Origin of the sequence: Providencia sp. PROV272 (assembly GCF_049901975.1) — a bacterium.
Classification (GTDB): domain Bacteria; phylum Pseudomonadota; class Gammaproteobacteria; order Enterobacterales; family Enterobacteriaceae; genus Providencia; species Providencia stuartii.
In genome coordinates this window covers 973,959-993,321 of record NZ_CP096291.1, presented here as the reverse complement: position 1 = coordinate 993,321, position 19,363 = coordinate 973,959, and the positions used below count along the sequence as shown (strand labels likewise).

General features: G+C 44.1%; 11 protein-coding genes, 2 tRNA genes, 3 rRNA genes and 1 other annotated feature. Of the genes, 13 read left to right on the top strand and 3 right to left on the bottom strand.

Features of this window, described 5'->3' with window-relative positions; translation table 11 throughout:
- The first annotated feature begins 9 nt into the window (after positions 1 to 9).
- Positions 10 to 1,131, top strand: a complete 1,122-nt coding sequence (tyrA, locus tag M1E93_RS04410) for a bifunctional chorismate mutase/prephenate dehydrogenase (protein WP_014656652.1) — start codon at positions 10 to 12, stop codon at positions 1,129 to 1,131.
- A gap of 302 nt (positions 1,132 to 1,433) precedes the next feature.
- Entirely contained in the window at positions 1,434 to 2,996 is a 1,563-nt protein-coding gene (locus M1E93_RS04405) for a methyl-accepting chemotaxis protein (RefSeq protein WP_426207142.1), read from the top strand.
- Positions 2,997 to 3,074: 78 nt separating this feature from the next.
- Here the strand turns inward: M1E93_RS04405 and pheA are convergent, their stop codons facing one another.
- The 3 genes from pheA to bamD form a co-directional block, all read right to left on the bottom strand.
- A complete protein-coding gene (gene pheA / locus M1E93_RS04400) occupies positions 3,075 to 4,247 on the bottom strand; it encodes a bifunctional chorismate mutase/prephenate dehydratase (RefSeq protein WP_036941497.1) in 1,173 nt (390 codons plus the stop codon).
- 27 nt (positions 4,248 to 4,274) lie between these two features.
- Positions 4,275 to 4,396, bottom strand: a sequence feature (Phe leader region).
- Positions 4,397 to 4,536: 140 nt separating this feature from the next.
- A complete protein-coding gene (gene raiA, locus M1E93_RS04395; RefSeq protein ID WP_014656650.1) occupies positions 4,537 to 4,866 on the bottom strand; it encodes a ribosome-associated translation inhibitor RaiA in 330 nt (109 codons plus the stop codon).
- A gap of 395 nt (positions 4,867 to 5,261) precedes the next feature.
- Positions 5,262 to 5,993, bottom strand: coding sequence for an outer membrane protein assembly factor BamD (gene bamD, locus M1E93_RS04390; RefSeq protein ID WP_004924881.1), 732 nt, complete (start codon positions 5,991 to 5,993; stop codon positions 5,262 to 5,264).
- Positions 5,994 to 6,131: 138 nt separating this feature from the next.
- Between bamD and rluD the strand changes: the two genes are divergently transcribed.
- From rluD to M1E93_RS04335, 11 genes are all read left to right on the top strand, one after another.
- A complete protein-coding gene (gene rluD, locus M1E93_RS04385; RefSeq protein ID WP_040132891.1) occupies positions 6,132 to 7,109 on the top strand; it encodes a 23S rRNA pseudouridine(1911/1915/1917) synthase RluD in 978 nt (325 codons plus the stop codon).
- Complete coding sequence (gene yfiH / locus M1E93_RS04380; RefSeq protein WP_053110116.1) at positions 7,109 to 7,843, top strand: purine nucleoside phosphorylase YfiH; 735 nt, start codon at positions 7,109 to 7,111, stop codon at positions 7,841 to 7,843. The genes rluD and yfiH overlap by 1 nt, the downstream gene beginning before the upstream one ends.
- Positions 7,844 to 7,969: 126 nt before the next feature.
- Positions 7,970 to 10,543: an ATP-dependent chaperone ClpB gene (gene clpB, locus M1E93_RS04375; RefSeq protein WP_040132893.1), complete on the top strand. Its 2,574-nt coding sequence runs from the start codon at positions 7,970 to 7,972 to the stop codon at positions 10,541 to 10,543.
- Positions 10,544 to 11,052: 509 nt separating this feature from the next.
- A 16S ribosomal RNA gene (locus M1E93_RS04370) occupies positions 11,053 to 12,591 on the top strand.
- 130 nt (positions 12,592 to 12,721) lie between these two features.
- Positions 12,722 to 12,797 (top strand) — tRNA-Glu (locus tag M1E93_RS04365).
- 346 nt (positions 12,798 to 13,143) lie between these two features.
- Positions 13,144 to 16,155, top strand: a 23S ribosomal RNA gene (locus M1E93_RS04360).
- A gap of 127 nt (positions 16,156 to 16,282) precedes the next feature.
- Positions 16,283 to 16,398 (top strand): 5S ribosomal RNA (rrf, locus tag M1E93_RS04355).
- Together the 16S, 23S and 5S rRNA genes with 2 tRNA genes alongside form the textbook arrangement of a ribosomal RNA operon.
- A gap of 55 nt (positions 16,399 to 16,453) precedes the next feature.
- Positions 16,454 to 16,530, top strand: a tRNA-Asp gene (locus M1E93_RS04350).
- Positions 16,531 to 16,764: 234 nt separating this feature from the next.
- The gene (locus tag M1E93_RS04345; RefSeq protein ID WP_014656647.1) at positions 16,765 to 17,610 is read left to right on the top strand and encodes an endonuclease/exonuclease/phosphatase family protein; all 846 of its coding nucleotides are present in this window, start codon (positions 16,765 to 16,767) and stop codon (positions 17,608 to 17,610) included.
- Positions 17,611 to 17,989: 379 nt separating this feature from the next.
- Positions 17,990 to 18,340: a hypothetical protein gene (locus M1E93_RS04340; protein WP_426207141.1), complete on the top strand. Its 351-nt coding sequence runs from the start codon at positions 17,990 to 17,992 to the stop codon at positions 18,338 to 18,340.
- A 64-nt stretch (positions 18,341 to 18,404) separates the two neighbouring features.
- Complete coding sequence (locus tag M1E93_RS04335) at positions 18,405 to 19,352, top strand: IS30 family transposase (protein WP_140035165.1); 948 nt, start codon at positions 18,405 to 18,407, stop codon at positions 19,350 to 19,352.
- Positions 19,353 to 19,363 lie beyond the last annotated feature (11 nt).

Here is a 19,363-nt window from a genome sequence, read left to right as displayed (position 1 = left end):
GGTATAGGTATGTCTGTAGAATTATCTCATCTTAGAGAACAAATTGATGAGGTTGATAAATCGTTATTAGATTTGTTGGCTAAGCGCTTACAACTTGTAGCTGAAGTTGGTGAAGTCAAAAGCCAACATGGTTTACCTATTTATGTACCTGAGCGGGAGGCGAGTATGTTGGCCGCCCGCCGTCAGGAAGCCGAACGCATGGGGATCCCCCCAGACCTAATAGAAGATATTCTTCGGCGCATTATGCGGGAATCCTATGCCCGTGAAAATGATAAAGGGTTTAAAACATTAAAGCCTGATGCGGGTCCAATAGTGATTGTTGGTGGTGATGGTAAAATGGGGCGGTTATTTAATCGCTTACTAACGTTATCAGGTTACCAAGTTAAAATTTTAGGTGAACATGATTGGGCACAAGCAGAATCAATTGTTGAAGGGGCTAGCGTCGTTATTATTAGTGTTCCGATACATTTGACGGTGCGCGTGATCAAGCAATTACCGAAATTGAACCAAGAAACCGTATTAATCGATATTGCGTCAATAAAACATCAACCTTTGGAAGCAATGCTGGCTGTTCATGAGGGGCCAGTGCTTGGCTTACACCCTATGTTTGGTCCTGATGTTGGTAGCGTTGCGAAACAAGTGTTTGCTTTTTGTGATGGTAGAGGGGCTGAGTCATATCAATGGTTCCTTGAGCAATTACAAGTTTGGGGAGCTCGCTTGAAAAAGATCACTGCGAGTGAGCATGATCGTAATATGAGTTTTATTCAAGCATTGCGCCACTTTACTACTTTCACCTATGGGCAAAACTTAGCGAAAGAACATGTTGATTTGCAGCAATTGCTCGATCTTTCATCGCCAATATACCGGTTGGAACTTGCAATGGTTGGGCGCTTATTTGCTCAAGACCCACAGTTGTATGCTGATATCATCATGTCGTCAGATGAAAATATTGAATTAATTCGCCGTTACTATCAGTTATTAGGGCAATCGATTGAGACGCTCGAACGTAAAGATAAGGCTGAATTTATACGACAATTTAATGAAGTTAGTGATTGGTTTGGTGAGGATGCACATCACTTTATGAAAGAAAGCCAATCCTTGTTGCAAAGAGCGAACGACAATCGTAAGTAATGTATAAAATAGCTTCTAATTTAATTTTAGGAGCTATTTTTTTATTACCAAAATCAAAATATTCCCTCTTCAAGCTCGTACGCTTTCTGCTTTACTATCTATAATTTGTTTTAGTTATTGCCATTTTTAATGATGTAAAATATTACATTCTTAGAGTCACTCAGCGATTTATTCTGATTTTGTCTGTTAATATCTATTTATAAAATGAATATTTATAAATTAAACAATTTAACTAATAAAGTTAGTCGATAATCTACCGATATTAACTGTCATAAAATGACGGCCAGTTCGGTGAGGAATCTATGTCTCTGAAAGATATAAAAATAGGTGTAAAACTTTTTATTGCGTTTGCGTTCTTTATTTTTCTTCTGCTCTTAAGCTCGGCACTGTCCTTAATTAGCTTAAACAAAGCAAATAATGGTATTCAAGACATTATCTATAAAGATTATCCAATGACTGTTAATGCTAATCAGCTAATGGATAATTTTTATTCTTATATAGGGATACAGGAACTCATTTTATTGGATGATAGAGATAGTGAAAGACGCAGAAATGAACTAAAGAAAATCAGCTCGAATGTTGTTCGACTACTCAAAGAGCTTGATGAAAATGCCAAGGATCCACAGTCTATTGCTGTTCTTGCGGAGATCTATGATGTTCGTGAACGATTCCTTCAGTCACAATCTAGGTTGAGTGAATTTCTCAATAACAATAATAGAAGCGCTGCTATCGATGAAATGATGAACAAAACATCGGCAATACAGCGTGAATACCGCGAGAAAGTACAACAATTTATTGAAGTGCAAAATCACAGAATGCAAGCCTCGGGCGTTATTGTCGATGGTGATTACCATTTTAATAAATATTTATTAATAACCCTCGCGATTATCAGCATTGTTATAGCTTGTATTATGGGATGGTTTATTACCCTGTCGATTACACGGCCTCTGGGAGCCGCCGTTGGCTTTGCTCAAGCGATTGCGGAAGGGGATTTAACACAACATGTTGAAATAAAAAATCAAGATGAAACTGGGGTGCTATTGCGAGCGCTAGTCGAAATGAAAAAGCGTTTATTAGAAATTGTACAAGAAGTACAAAATGGCTCTGAAAGTATTTCAGCCGCTGCGGGGCAAATTGTTGCAGGAAACCAACATCTAGCGGCAAGAACCGAAGAGCAAGCAACCTCTGTGGAAGAGACTGCGAGTTCTATGGAACAAATCACATCGACAGTACAAAATACGGCAGAGCATACTCACCAAGCGACACAATTGGCCGCAGACACTGCGGTTGTTGTAGCCAATAATGGCCGCATGATGAATGAGGTAACCAACAAAATACGTGCTATTCATTCATCTTCTAACCAAATGACAGAAATTATTAATCTAATTGATTCTATTGCATTCCAAACAAATATTCTTGCATTGAATGCATCTGTTGAAGCCGCACGGGCAGGGGAACATGGTCGTGGTTTTGCAGTGGTTGCAGGTGAAGTTAGGTTACTCGCCCAAAAAAGTGCTAACTCGGCAAATGATATTCGTCTGTTAATTGAAAATTCGTTAACACGAACTAAAGAAGGTATGGAATTAGTTGAACATGTAGAGCAGCAAATTGATGGAATGATCAAAAATGTTGAAGAGATGGATCAACGGCTTCAGGAGATAGGTCAAGCCAGCCACGAGCAGAGCGCTGGAATATTACAAATAAACAGTGCGGTTGGACAACTTGATGTGACGACACAACAAAATGCAAGTTTAGTCGAGGAGTCAGTCGCGGCGGCAGCGTCATTGAATGAGCAAGCATTGCATTTAAAACAGCTGGTTAATTATTTTCAGGTAAGTGCGACTCACGAAAATAGGTCAGTGTAATAAGTAAATAGTGTGTGTCAGAAGCCAGTCATGTGATTGACTGGCTTACTATTAACGTATCAGCATAGATAAAATAGATTAAGGCGTAATTTTTTCTGGTTCAACGGGGACAATATTTTCAGAAGGATAGCAGCCTAACACCTTAACAGAACGGGTTATTGCAATCAGCTCTTTTAGTGCCTGCTGCATATTTTCAGAACGTAAATTGGCATGCACATCAACATAGAACATCTCTTCCCAAGGCTTACCATTAATAGGGCGTGATTCCAGTTTACTCATGATGATCTTATTATTTTTTAAGATGATTAGAGCATCAACAAGAGCACCGGCCTGTTGACCAGTTGTAATGAGTAATGTGGTTTTTGCAGGAACTTGCTCAGTGACCTCAATCGCTTGCTGAGCAACGACGATAAAGCGTGTCATGTTAATTTGTTGGTTCGCAAGATTATGTTCTAGCACTTGCAAGCCATATAGCGCGCCGCCTGCTTCACTTCCTAGTGCCGCAACATTTGGCGAGTTTTGTTGAGCAACATTCTGCATTGCGGTGGATGTGCTATCACAATATTCAATTTTCCAATGCGGGAATTGGGCTAAATATTGGCTACATTGTTGGAATGGTTGTGGATGGCTGTAAACCGTCTCTATTTTGCTAAGATCAGCCCCTGCGGTTGTGAGCAAGCAATGGTTTATTGGTAGTCGAATTTCACCTACGATTGAAAGGGTGGTGTTCTGTAATAGGTCATAAACATCGTTAATGGCGCCTGAGCTGGTATTTTCAATAGGTAGGATACCATAGTCGGCTTGACCACTTTCAACGAGTGAGAAGATATCTTGGAATTTATGGCAGCTACATTCAACTAATTGGTCAAAATGTCGGGCAGAGTATTGGCGAGCAGCAATATGTGAATAGGAGCCTTTAGGGCCTAGGAAGGCAAAACGCGCGGAGTCATTTGGTGTTAAGTTTAAATGTTGCTGTAAGATGGCTTGTTGAGTAAGAACGGAATCTTCAATGATCATTTGAAACAGTCGTGTGACATAAAAACCATCTAACCCTAATGGCTTGGCTTTATTGATCAAAACATCCAGTAATTGGCGTTCACGCTCTTTGTCTCGAATTGGACGGTTATCTTCTAATTTTGTTTGAGCTACTTCAACGGCATACCCGCGTCTCTTAGCCAGTAGGCCGAGAAGTTCACTGTCTAATTGGCTGATTTTTTCACGTATCTTCAGTAAATTAGTACTGTTGTCCATCCTACCTTCCCCATAAAATATCAGTAAATAAAAAAAGCCCCCTAGCAGGGGGCTTTCAAATCTTGTCATCTTTTCTTTCTCGAACGACAAAAGCCCCTTAGTAGGAGTGGCTAAAGAAAGAAAAGAAAACAAAATTCATGTGCATCATTATTTACCTATTATTGACCATTTCTTAAATAGACCCGATACACGGGCAGATGTCAACAAAAAAGATATTGGGGAAATTAAAAACGCGCCCAAGATAGGCGCGTTGATAAGGTTTCAAGATAAGTTTGTAGACAATATAAAATTATAACGTAACAAGGTTAGCTTCTTTTACACTATTACTGGCTCTTCTTGATTCTCCTTTATGTTGCACTTTGTTCAGTTGTCTTTCGAGTTTATTAATTAATTCATTGATGGCGACATACATATCTTCATGTTTGGCGCTTGCAACGAGTTTTCCTGTAGCAGTTTTGATGTTGGCATCAACCATAAAACCTTGTGGTTCTTTTGATAATACAACGTGAGTATTAATCAAAGCGACTTGCCATTTGTCGAGTTTAGTCAGACGGCTCTCAATGTGATCTCGGATAGCAGGGGTAATATCCATTTGTTTGCTAGTTATGTTTACTATCATATAGTTACCTCTCATTGTTTCCGTCTTTGATGTATTCAGAATACTGACTATTTATCTAAAAAAATTGATATAGATCACGCTTAATGAACAGGATAATCCTTCGCGAACCGAACTGTGATTCAGGATAAAAAAGAGAGGGAAAGAGATTGCCAAGTTGAGTTTCTTGAGCGAAACTGAAAAAGTTGACTATCAATACGGTAAATAGTCGGTACTTTATTTGGGCTAAAATTCAGATAAAGAGTAAACAATAAAATAGTGGCCTAAAAAAGATTATTTATCGTCAATTAAAGTTGCCTTCCGATTTTGTCTTTGATTATTTTATATGCTCAGTTTCACTTTTATGTGATAAACAAAAACAGCAGCCTAAGCTGCCGTTTTCAATGTTGATTTTTCTGTTAATTTGGATTGGCTGCAATAAGGTTAGCAACTTTATTTGCTTCTTCATCTAATCCCATCTGTTTATAAGCTATTTCCATGTATTTTAATGCATTACGGGTAGCTTCAGTATCTGGGTAGTCCCTTAGCATTTGTTGTACTCGATTGACAACCGCGACATAAGCGCCACGTTTGTTGTAGTATTCAACAACAGAGAGGTCAAACCTTGCTAAACGATCTTTTAAATAAACAAGACGCTTACTGGCGTCATTAGCATAGAGGCTGTTAGGATAGTAACGCACTAATTGGCTGAAGTCTTTGAATGCGACGCGTGCATGTTGTGGGTCTCTATCTGAACGGTCTACGCCGAAGAAACCTTGTAACAAGCTGTCATCAAGTGCCATTGCCGTTAGCCCACGCATATAAAGGACATAGTCGATATTTGGATGAGTTGGGTTTAAACGCATAAAACGGTCAATCGCAGCTATCGCCATTGGTAGCTCGGCTGATTTATAATAAGCATAAATCAGGTCTAATTGTACCTGTTGGGCGTAAGGGCCAAATGGATAGCGGTTATCTAACGCTTCTAATTGCTTGATGGCCGCTTTATAGTTGCCGTCCTGCAACTTTTGCTGGCCAATACTGTACATTTCAGCCGGAGTACTATCAGGGCTGACTTCATTATTGCTGGAGCATCCGGTGAGTACCAGGCTCAACGTGGCAGCAGCCACCAGATATTTGATACGTATCATCACGTGTTGGTTATCCTCTGAGTGTTTCGAGGGAGACTATCCGTAAGGCTCCCGGCAAAATTCGAGTTACAATAACATACATTTTAAATAAAACGGCATCGCCGTCAAAATACAAACACTAAAAAAGTAGATTAATTTATGGCTCAACAAGTACAACTTAATGCAACTGTTGCTGAATCACAGCTCGGCCAACGTTTAGATCAGGCTTTAGCGGAATTGTTCCCTGATTATTCACGTTCACGTATAAAAGAGTGGATTTTAGACGATAGAGTGCAGGTTAATGGAAAAGTTATCAATAAGCCAAAGGAAAAAGTTTTAGGTGGCGAACAAATTTTAGTCGATGCACTGATTGAAGAGGACAATCGTTGGGAGCCGCAAGATATTCCTCTTGATGTTGTGTATGAAGATGAGGATATCCTCGTTATTAATAAGCCTCGTGGGCTAGTTGTTCACCCAGGTGCAGGGAACCCAGATGGCACTATATTGAATGCACTATTGCACCGCTATCCTGAAATTGTTGATGTACCACGAGCTGGTATTGTCCACCGTCTAGATAAAGACACGACGGGATTAATGGTGGTTGCGAAAACCGTACCCGCTCAAACACGCCTTGTAGAATCATTGCAATTACGCGAAATCACCCGTGAATATGAAGCAGTTGCTGTAGGGCGAATGACTGCGGGTGGTATGGTCGAAGAACCCATTTCAAGGCATCCGACAAAACGTACTCATATGGCTGTTCACCCAATGGGGAAACCTGCGATAACACATTATCGCGTGATGGAGCATTTTAGAGCTCATACTCGCTTGCGTTTACGTTTGGAAACGGGAAGGACACACCAAATTCGTGTGCACATGGCCCACATTAACCATCCTTTGATTGGTGATCCACTGTATGGCGGACGTCCTCGTCCATTAAAAGGGGCAAGTGACGAGTTTTTTGAAGTCATGCGTAAATTTGATCGCCAAGCACTGCATGCAACGATGTTGCGACTGTATCATCCTATTTCAGGGATTCAAATGGAGTGGCATGCACCACTACCGGATGATATGGTTGAACTTATTGAAGCCTTAAAGGCAGACTATCAACTGCATAAAGACGATATGGATTGGTAATGAGCTCATTGATTTTTCCTGACTGGCCTAAGCCTAAGAATGTATCATGCTGTAGCACCACACGTATTGGTGGGGTCAGTTTGTCGCCATTTGATAGCCTCAATTTAGGGGGGCATGTAGGTGATGATCCCTCGGCTGTCAGTGAAAATCGTCATCTCTTACAGACCTTGGCTGGCTTGCCACAACAACCGTTGTGGCTTGAACAAGTCCATGGCACAAAAGTATTGCGCTTAACTGGTGCTGCCATTGACAACAAACAGGCGGATGCTGTCTATACTCAACAGGTAGGGCAGGTGTGCGCTATCATGACCGCTGATTGTTTGCCTGTTCTTTTTTGTAGCAAAGATGGTCGTGAAGTCGCGGCGGCTCATGCGGGTTGGCGCGGGTTGTGTGATGGTGTGCTTGAAAATACGGTAGCACAATTTACTTGTGATAAAAAAGACATAATGGCTTGGTTAGGGCCTGCCATCGGGCCTGAAAAATTCGAGGTCGGTGCCGAGGTGAAAGCAGCATTCGTCAAACAATCGAGTGAACTCGCATCAGGGTTTACGGTTCACGGCGAAAAATATTTAGCAGATATCTATTTATTAGCACGCAAAAAGCTGCAAGCAGCAGGTGTTTCATCAATTTACGGCGGTACATTTTGTACCGTGAGCGATAAAAACAGATTTTACTCCTATCGTCGTGAGGGTAAAACGGGGCGCATGGCCTCATTGATATGGGTAAATAACTAGTGTTTAGTGATTTATTCTGAATTAACTGATATCGCTAAAATAATTTAATTATAAACTTGAATAAATAAAAATAGACCTCATTTATTCACCAGAAGCAATTTTAATCCCATTTTTAGTGGAGGTGTTATGCGTCTGGATCGTTTAACTAATAAATTCCAGCAAGCGCTCGCTGACGCCCAGTCATTAGCCCTTGGGCGCGAAAACCAATTTATAGAACCTATTCATTTATTAAGTGCACTGTTTAATCAAGAAGGTGGCTCTGTTCGTCCTTTGTTGACAACAATTGGTGTTAATGCAGGGCAATTGCAACAAAAAATTGAAGATGCACTCGCACGCTTACCGCAAGTGCAAGGGGTTGCCGGTGATGTGCAACCATCAAGTGATTTGATACGCCATTTAAATTTATGTGATCAACTCGCTCAAAAAAATGGAGATGAATTTATCTCCTCCGAACTGTTTCTTCTCGCTGCTTTAGAAGCTAATACATCACTTGCAGACATGCTCAAAGCGGCCGGTGTGAATAAAGCAAATTTAAATAAGGCAATAGACGAGATGCGTGGTGGAGAAAAAGTGAATGACCAAGGTGCTGAAGACCAGCGCCAAGCGTTAAAGAAATTTACTGTTGACCTGACTGAGCGTGCTGAGCAAGGCAAATTGGACCCAGTTATTGGGCGTGATGAAGAGATTCGCCGTACAATTCAGGTTTTGCAGCGTCGTACAAAAAATAACCCTGTATTGATTGGTGAGCCAGGTGTCGGTAAAACCGCCATCGTCGAAGGGTTAGCGCAACGTATTGTTAATGGGGAAGTGCCAGAAGGGCTAAAAAATAAACGTGTCTTATCCCTTGATATGGGAGCATTAATTGCAGGGGCGAAGTTCCGAGGCGAATTTGAAGAACGTTTAAAAGGCGTACTAAACGACCTCGCAAAACAGGAAGGTAATGTGATCCTGTTTATCGATGAGTTGCATACGATGGTGGGTGCAGGTAAAGCCGACGGCGCAATGGATGCCGGTAACATGTTGAAACCCGCATTAGCGCGTGGTGAATTGCATTGCGTTGGTGCGACAACGTTGGATGAATATCGTCAATATATTGAAAAAGACCCTGCTTTAGAGCGCCGGTTCCAAAAAGTTTATGTGGCAGAGCCAAGCGTCGAAGATACGATCGCGATTTTACGTGGTCTGAAAGAGCGTTATGAGCTGCACCACCATGTGCAAATTACGGACCCTGCTATCGTAGCGGCGGCGACACTATCGCATCGCTACATTACAGATCGTATGTTGCCAGATAAAGCTATCGACTTAATTGACGAAGCTGGTGCAAGTTTACGTATGCAAATGGATTCTAAACCTGAATCCCTTGACCGTTTAGAGCGCCGTATTATTCAACTGAAATTAGAGCAACAAGCTCTGAAAAAAGAGTCTGATGATGCGAGTAAAAAACGTCTTGATATGCTCGAAGAAGAATTGGCGGAAAAAGAGCGTGAATATTCTTCATTAGAGGAAGAGTGGAAAGCAGAAAAAGCCTCGTTAACAGGCACTCAGCATATCAAAGCTGAGTTGGAAAATGCACGCTACGAAATGGAAAAAGCACGTCGTAGTGGTGATCTGGCTAAAATGTCAGAGCTGCAATATGGTCGTATTCCTGAGTTGGAAAAACAGCTAGAAGTAGCGACAAAAGCAGAAGGTAAAAATATGAAGCTTCTGCGAAATAAAGTCACTGATGTTGAGATCGCTGAAATTCTTGCTCGTTGGACTGGCATACCTGTTTCTCGTATGTTGGAAAGCGAAAGAGAAAAATTACTGCGTATGGAGCAGCAATTACATCAACGCGTAATTGGTCAAGATGAAGCGGTTGTTGCTGTTTCAAATGCAATCCGCCGTAGCCGCGCGGGTCTATCAGATCCTAATCGCCCAATTGGCTCATTTATGTTCCTAGGGCCAACAGGGGTCGGTAAGACTGAGTTATGTAAAGCACTGGCAAACTTTATGTTTGATAGTGATGATGCGATGGTGCGTATCGACATGTCAGAATTTATGGAGAAACATGCCGTTTCCCGCTTAGTGGGGGCTCCTCCAGGCTATGTTGGTTATGAAGAAGGGGGCTATCTAACAGAAGCTGTCCGTCGTCGCCCTTATTCTGTGATCTTATTGGATGAAGTTGAAAAAGCGCATCCAGATGTCTTTAACATTTTATTGCAAGTGTTGGACGATGGGCGTTTAACAGATGGGCAAGGTCGTACTGTCGATTTCCGTAATACGGTGATTATCATGACGTCGAACCTAGGTTCTGATTTGATCCAAGAGCGTTTTGGTACAATAGGCTATTCAGAAATGAAAGATATGGTCATGGAAGTGGTTTCTCATAGTTTCAGACCTGAGTTTATTAACCGTATCGATGAAGTCGTTGTGTTCCATCCATTAGGTAAAGAGCACATTACTAATATCGCGAACATTCAGCTTGGTCGTCTATATAAACGCCTTGAAGAGCATGGTTATGAAGTGAGTGCAACACCCGCTGCGTTGGAGAAAATTGGAGAAGCAGGGTTTGACCCAATCTTTGGTGCTCGTCCATTGAAACGAGCAATCCAACAAGAGATTGAAAACCCACTGGCACAAGAAATATTGTCAGGCAAATTAATTCCAGGTAAACCAGTTGTTCTGGATGTTGAAAATGATGAGATAGTGGCTAAACAGTAAAACTCAACATTTCAATTAGTAAATAGAAAGGCGATCATCAGATCGCCTTTTTACTTTTGATAGGCATAAAAAGGCGATTTTGCTGTAAAAACCGGCGTAAAGTTTAAAAAGTAGTCGGTTGTCATTTTTTTTCAAAAAAATACTTGCCAGAATTTTCTGACTCCCTATAATGCGCCTCCACTGACCGACGATGAGCCGACACTGAATGTGATGGCAAGCCCAACAGGCTAACGAAGGCAGGCGAGAGATTCTGAAAAGAATAAGCGAAAAAAAGCTTGACTCTCGATGAGGAAAGCGTAATATACGCCACCTCGCGACAGTGACCTAACTGGTTAATATCGAAAGATAAAGTCGCAACGCTCTTTAACAATTTATCAGACAATCTGTGTGGGCACTCACAGGACACTATCAAAAAAATATTTGATTTTAAAGTCTTGAAGAGTGACTAACACGTTAATTCATATATGAAAGAATGTAGTCAGTTTAATTCTTTGAGCATCAAACACTTTTAATTGAAGAGTTTGATCATGGCTCAGATTGAACGCTGGCGGCAGGCCTAACACATGCAAGTCGAGCGGTAACAGGGGAAGCTTGCTTCTCGCTGACGAGCGGCGGACGGGTGAGTAATGTATGGGGATCTGCCCGATAGAGGGGGATAACTACTGGAAACGGTGGCTAATACCGCATAATCTCTTAGGAGCAAAGCAGGGGACCTTCGGCCTTGCGCTGTCGGATGAACCCATATGGGATTAGCTAGTAGGTAAGGTAATGGCTTACCTAGGCGACGATCCCTAGCTGGTCTGAGAGGATGATCAGCCACACTGGGACTGAGACACGGCCCAGACTCCTACGGGAGGCAGCAGTGGGGAATATTGCACAATGGGCGCAAGCCTGATGCAGCCATGCCGCGTGTATGAAGAAGGCCCTAGGGTTGTAAAGTACTTTCAGTCGGGAGGAAGGCGTTGATGTTAATACCATCAATGATTGACGTTACCGACAGAAGAAGCACCGGCTAACTCCGTGCCAGCAGCCGCGGTAATACGGAGGGTGCAAGCGTTAATCGGAATTACTGGGCGTAAAGCGCACGCAGGCGGTTAATTAAGTTAGATGTGAAATCCCCGGGCTTAACCTGGGAATGGCATCTAAGACTGGTTAGCTAGAGTCTTGTAGAGGGGGGTAGAATTCCATGTGTAGCGGTGAAATGCGTAGAGATGTGGAGGAATACCGGTGGCGAAGGCGGCCCCCTGGACAAAGACTGACGCTCAGGTGCGAAAGCGTGGGGAGCAAACAGGATTAGATACCCTGGTAGTCCACGCTGTAAACGATGTCGATTTGGAGGTTGTTCCCTAGAGGAGTGGCTTCCGGAGCTAACGCGTTAAATCGACCGCCTGGGGAGTACGGCCGCAAGGTTAAAACTCAAATGAATTGACGGGGGCCCGCACAAGCGGTGGAGCATGTGGTTTAATTCGATGCAACGCGAAGAACCTTACCTACTCTTGACATCCAGAGAATTTAGCAGAGATGCTTAAGTGCCTTCGGGAACTCTGAGACAGGTGCTGCATGGCTGTCGTCAGCTCGTGTTGTGAAATGTTGGGTTAAGTCCCGCAACGAGCGCAACCCTTATCCTTTGTTGCCAGCGATTCGGTCGGGAACTCAAAGGAGACTGCCGGTGATAAACCGGAGGAAGGTGGGGATGACGTCAAGTCATCATGGCCCTTACGAGTAGGGCTACACACGTGCTACAATGGCGTATACAAAGAGAAGCGACCTCGCGAGAGCAAGCGGAACTCATAAAGTACATCGTAGTCCGGATTGGAGTCTGCAACTCGACTCCATGAAGTCGGAATCGCTAGTAATCGTAGATCAGAATGCTACGGTGAATACGTTCCCGGGCCTTGTACACACCGCCCGTCACACCATGGGAGTGGGTTGCAAAAGAAGTAGGTAGCTTAACCTTCGGGAGGGCGCTTACCACTTTGTGATCCATGACTGGGGTGAAGTCGTAACAAGGTAACCGTAGGGGAACCTGCGGTTGGATCACCTCCTTACCGTTGAAGTGTTTTGTGAAGTGTTCACACAGATTGTCTGATGAAAAGTAGAGCAATAGGCTATACGTGGGAGACTTATTCAAAAGAATAGGGCTTACATGAAAAGCGCAAAACGTTTTGTGATTTTCGTGTCCCCTTCGTCTAGAGGCCTAGGACACCGCCCTTTCACGGCGGTAACAGGGGTTCGAATCCCCTAGGGGACGCCAATTGCGCCGATATCGAGTGAAAGACGATGTCCTCAATAATGATTAAGCTAATTCAGTGAGTTAGCTTAACAATTATGCTCTTTAACAATCTGGAACAAGCTGAAAATTGAAACAACGCACATTGTTTATCGCTTAAACAATGTGAGAGTCTCTCAAAATTTCAAACCTGAAATTTTCGGTCATTCAAACGAGTGGCATGAGCGAGCAGGGTGAAATTCAAGGCGGACAGCGCGCAGCAAGCGCAGCGTACATGAGTACGTGTGCATTGCGAGCACTGCCCAACGCAGAAGTTCACCACGCACAGCCATGACAGTCAGGTGATCGTTGAAACAATTTCGGGTTGTGAGGTTAAGCGACTAAGCGTACACGGTGGATGCCTAGGCAATCAGAGGCGATGAAGGACGTGCTAATCTGCGAAAAGCGTCGGTAAGGTGATATGAACCGTTATAACCGACGATGTCCGAATGGGGAAACCCAGTGCAATTCGTTGCACTATCGTTTGATGAATCCATAGTCAAACGAGGCGAACCGGGGGAACTGAAACATCTCAGTACCCCGAGGAAAAGAAATCAACCGAGATTCCCCTAGTAGCGGCGAGCGAACGGGGAGCAGCCCAGAGTCTTAATCAGCATCAGCATCAGGAGAACGGTCTGGAAAGGCCGGCAATAAAGGGTGATAGCCCCGTATCCGAAGGTGTTGGTGTTGTGAACTCGACGAGTAGGGCGGGACACGTGTTATCCTGTCTGAATATGGGGGGACCATCCTCCAAGGCTAAATACTCCTGATTGACCGATAGTGAACCAGTACCGTGAGGGAAAGGCGAAAAGAACCCCGGCGAGGGGAGTGAAATAGAACCTGAAACCGTGTACGTACAAGCAGTGGGAGCCCCACCACTAAGCCAGTGGTGAGTCATCACAGCGTCATCCTTACTTGATGGCGGTTGGCGGAACGTCCTTTGTGACGCCCAACCCAAAAAATCAAGCAAAGGGGGCTTAGTGGTGGGGTGACTGCGTACCTTTTGTATAATGGGTCAGCGACTTATATTCTGTAGCAAGGTTAACCGAATAGGGGAGCCGTAGGGAAACCGAGTCTTAACTGGGCGAATGAGTTGCAGGGTATAGACCCGAAACCCGGTGATCTAGCCATGGGCAGGTTGAAGGTTGGGTAACACTAACTGGAGGACCGAACCGACTAATGTTGAAAAATTAGCGGATGACTTGTGGCTGGGGGTGAAAGGCCAATCAAACCGGGAGATAGCTGGTTCTCCCCGAAAGCTATTTAGGTAGCGCCTCGTGAACTCATCTTCGGGGGTAGAGCACTGTTTCGGCTAGGGGGTCATCCCGACTTACCAACCCGATGCAAACTACGAATACCGAAGAATGTTATCACGGGAGACACACGGCGGGTGCTAACGTTCGTCGTGAAGAGGGAAACAACCCAGACCGCCAGCTAAGGTCCCAAAGTCATGGTTAAGTGGGAAACGAAGTGGGAAGGCTCAGACAGCCAGGATGTTGGCTTAGAAGCAGCCATCATTTAAAGAAAGCGTAATAGCTCACTGGTCGAGTCGGCCTGCGCGGAAGATGTAACGGGGCTAAACCATGCACCGAAGCTGCGGCAGCGACATGTAAATGTTGTTGGGTAGGGGAGCGTTCTGTAAGCCTGTGAAGGTGTGCTGCGAGGCATGCTGGAGGTATCAGAAGTGCGAATGCTGACATAAGTAACGATAATGCGGGTGAAAAACCCGCACGCCGGAAGACCAAGGGTTCCTGTCCAACGTTAATCGGGGCAGGGTGAGTCGACCCCTAAGGCGAGGCAGAAATGCGTAGTCGATGGGAAACAGGTTAATATTCCTGTACTGGTGATAATTGCGATGGGGGGACGGAGAAGGCTAGGCTGGCCGGGCGACGGTTGTCCCGGTTTAAGGATGTAGGTGGGCGAATTAGGCAAATCCGGTTCGCTATACACTGAGGTCTGATGACGAGTCACTACGGTGGCGAAGTAGCTCATGCCCCGCTTCCAGGAAAAGCCTCTAAGCTCTAGATTATCATTAATCGTACCCCAAACCGACACAGGTGGTCAGGTAGAGAATACTCAGGCGCTTGAGAGAACTCGGGTGAAGGAACTAGGCAAAATGGTGCCGTAACTTCGGGAGAAGGCACGCTGGCATTAGGTGAAGTGGTTTACCCATGGAGCTGAAGCCAGTCGCAGATACCAGCTGGCTGCAACTGTTTATTAAAAACACAGCACTGTGCAAACACGAAAGTGGACGTATACGGTGTGACGCCTGCCCGGTGCTGGAAGGTTAATTGATGGGGTTATCCGTAAGGAGAAGCTCTTGATCGAAGCCCCAGTAAACGGCGGCCGTAACTATAACGGTCCTAAGGTAGCGAAATTCCTTGTCGGGTAAGTTCCGACCTGCACGAATGGCGTAATGATGGCCAGGCTGTCTCCACCCGAGACTCAGTGAAATTGAACTCGCTGTGAAGATGCAGTGTACCCGCGGCAAGACGGAAAGACCCCGTGAACCTTTACTATAGCTTGACACTGAACATTGAGCCTTGATGTGTAGGATAGGTGGGAGGCTTTGAAGTGTGGACGCCAGTCTGCATGGAGCCAACCTTGAAATACCACCCTTTAATGTTTGATGTTCTAACGTAGCCCCATAATCTGGGGTGCGGACAGTGTCTGGTGGGTAGTTTGACTGGGGCGGTCTCCTCCCAAAGCGTAACGGAGGAGCACGAAGGTTGGCTAAGCATGGTCGGACATCATGCGGTTAGTGCAAAGGCATAAGCCAGCTTGACTGCGAGAGTGACGGCTCGAGCAGGTACGAAAGTAGGTCTTAGTGATCCGGTGGTTCTGAATGGAAGGGCCATCGCTCAACGGATAAAAGGTACTCCGGGGATAACAGGCTGATACCGCCCAAGAGTTCATATCGACGGCGGTGTTTGGCACCTCGATGTCGGCTCATCACATCCTGGGGCTGAAGTAGGTCCCAAGGGTATGGCTGTTCGCCATTTAAAGTGGTACGCGAGCTGGGTTTAGAACGTCGTGAGACAGTTCGGTCCCTATCTGCCGTGGGCGTTGGAAGATTGAAAGGGGCTGCTCCTAGTACGAGAGGACCGGAGTGGACGCACCGCTGGTGTTCGGGTTGTCATGCCAATGGCACTGCCCGGTAGCTAAGTGCGGAAGAGATAACCGCTGAAAGCATCTAAGCGGGAAACTTGCCTTGAGATGAGTCTTCCCTGACTCTTTAAGGGTCCTAAAGGAACGTTTAAGACGAAGACGTTGATAGGCTGGGTGTGTAAGCGTAGCGATACGTTGAGCTAACCAGTACTAATGAACCGTGAGGCTTAACCTGACAACACCGAAGGTGTTTTAGAGAGACGATTGTTGAAGCGCACGAGAGAGTGGTGCGAAAAATCAGCTTGTTCAAGATTGCAGTTCTGGTTTGCGGTGTCGACGCGAACGGGAACGAACCGAATTTGTCTGGCGGCAATAGCGCGGTGGTCCCACCTGACCCCATGCCGAACTCAGCAGTGAAACGCCGTAGCGCCGATGGTAGTGTGGGGTCTCCCCATGTGAGAGTAGGGAACTGCCAGACATCAAATTGAAGACTTATCGCAGAGCGGTAAGCAGCCGAAAGGCGAAGAATAAGTGGAGCGGTAGTTCAGTTGGTTAGAATACCTGCCTGTCACGCAGGGGGTCGCGGGTTCGAGTCCCGTCCGTTCCGCCACTTATCAAGCCCCGTGAGATAATTCACGGGGCTTTTTTTATCTGTGCTTTAACCTCTTCCTGCATACTACATTTCTTCAATAGATTATGAACTTGCTTAGCGCAAACCATGTGTTTGATGCTTGCAAAATGCTATGAATAATTCAGAAATGGTTAATGAACAGATAATTATCAGTGGAGTTTAGCCTTAACTACATAAGATATAACAGGGTAGGTTTGATATACTACAAGCCATATGGTTTATAAAATTGCTAAAATGCTTTTAACTTCTAATTTTGTAGGGATCAGAAACGTGGCGAAAAGAACCTATTCTGTCAGATATATTGCAGGTCAACCCGCTAAACGTATTCAGCCAATGCCTGTACATATGTTAGGAGAATCATTACCCGTGGGGCTTCCCCTATTTGCGGCGGGAGAAACCTTAGATGTTGTGACATGGAATATTTATAAACAACAGCGGCCTAACTGGAAAAAGGTCCTTAATGAGTTAGTTAAAGATAAAAAACTGATTCTACTTCAAGAAGCTCAAATGTCGCCTGAGCTTATTTCATTCGCAGCCTCCCACAAACTGATAGCAGATCAAGTGCCCGCGTTGCCTTTTTCTCAGCATCCTGCTGGCGTAATGACATTAGCAACTGCTCATCCTATCTACTGTTGCCCGCTACGCGAAAAAGAGCCGTTATTGCGTTTAGCAAAATCGGCATTGATAACAGTTTATCCCTTGCCTAATGGGGAGCATTTGATGGTTGCAAATGTGCATGCCATAAACTTTAGTTTTGGTGTTGATGTTTATACAAGGCAATTAAGTAAATTAGGTGAGCATATATCGAAACACGTTGGCCCTGTACTTTTGGCTGGAGATTTTAATGCGTGGAGCCGCCAAAGGGTTAACGCCTTAAAACGCTTTGTTAGAAGCGTGGGGCTTAAAGAGGTTAACTATGATACTGATCAGCGCACTAAAGCGTTTGGACGGCCTTTGGATTATCTCTTTTATAGAGGCTTAAAAGTGAAAGATTGTTATGTCACAAACACAGATGCTTCAGATCATAACCCAATTATTACTCAGTTTGACTTAGTATAAAAATTATTTGAGTACCTACCTATTAGTAATTTCATACTTAAAAAGCCATTTATAGTTATTCTGCTCTTACGATAAACATTATCGATATGTCAGTTGCTGATAATGTTTATTTGGCTAAAAACAAATATTTATTATTAGACTGTATAAATAAGTTAGTCTTAAAATGAATGTTATTATTTTCATTCGGTAATTAAAAATAAAGATAACTATAATCTTGCTTATTTTTATTTAATGATAATTCACTTAATGTAATTAGTTTTATTTGGTGGATGAATATTAATTATTAATTAAATGTATGGCGAATTAATTAAATTAAACTATATTTATATATCTATATGATAACGATTTAACACAACTTAAATAATAGGTGGGTTAAAGTATGAAGCATATCGTCATAGTCGGTGGTGGTACAGGTGGTACAATGTTAGCGAATATTCTTGCAAGGAAACTTAATAAGGATATTTTTTCTAAAAAAATAAAAATAACATTAGTGACTGATAACCCTACTCATTATTATAAACCAGCTTTTATGTATGTTGCATTTAACTTATTCTTTAAAGAGGAATTAAGTCGCCATGAACGATCGTTATTACGGCCCGAAATTAATTTAGTGATTGATAAAATTGAGTCCTTTGACTTTAAAAATAAAGAACTAAAGTCAAATAGCGGTAAGACTTTAAATTATGATTACGCGAATTCAGATAATAAGTGCAACGCTCGGTCATGTTAGATGGAAGGACGGTTAGCTACTGATAAGCTATCCTGCTCTTCCGACCAAAGATGAGCGAGTAAGTATGAAGTATCAGCAACTAACCGAAGGACAACGATACCAGATATCGATACTGCGTGAGGATAATTTATCCTGCCATGAGATAGGTATCCGTATCGGTGTAAGCAAGTCCACGGTCTCCCGTGAACTGAGGCGTAACACTTCAGATACTGGTTATAACCCACAACAGGCACACCAGAAGTGCTGTGATAGGCGGCTGTCATCTGCCAAAAGGACAATTCCTCAGCAGACCATAGATTTCGTGATATTTGCTCTGGAGTGGAAGTGGAGTCCTGAGCAAATAAGTGCAATTGGCAGCATTATTGGTCTTAGCGTCAGCCATGAATGGATTTACCAGTATATCTATGCGGATAAGCGTAGCGGTGGCGAGTTGTACAGGCATCTTAGGCAGGGCAAACGGCGATATCGTAAGGGCTACGGGCAGAAACGAGGGCGCATCCCTGATGCGGTATCCATTGAGCTACGGCCGTCAGTCGTCGATGACCGTAGCCGTCTGGGGGACTGGGAGGCCGATTTGGTGCAGGGTAAACAGGGCACTGGTGCTATCGTGACACTGGCAGAACGCAAAAGCCGTATTTACCTGACAAAAAAGGTGTTTTCAAAGGATGCGGTGGAAGTCAGTAAGGCCATTATCTCACTGCTGAGTGAGTATCAGGATGTATGTCACACAATAACGTTCGATAACGGTCTAGAGTTTAGTGAGCACAAGGCGATAGCAGAAGCACTGAACGCAGATACGTACTTTGCCCATCCGTATGCCTCGCATGAGCGTGGGCTGAACGAGAATACGAATGGGTTGTTAAGACAGTTTATCCCGAAAGGAACAGACCTGCGGACAGTGACAGAAGAAGACTTACAACGCTATCAGGGAGCGTTGAACAGCAGGCCACGCAAGTGTCTGGGGTTCAGACAACCTTCGGTGGTGTTTGCGGAGCTAAGAAAGGCGGCTTAGCGTTGCACTTC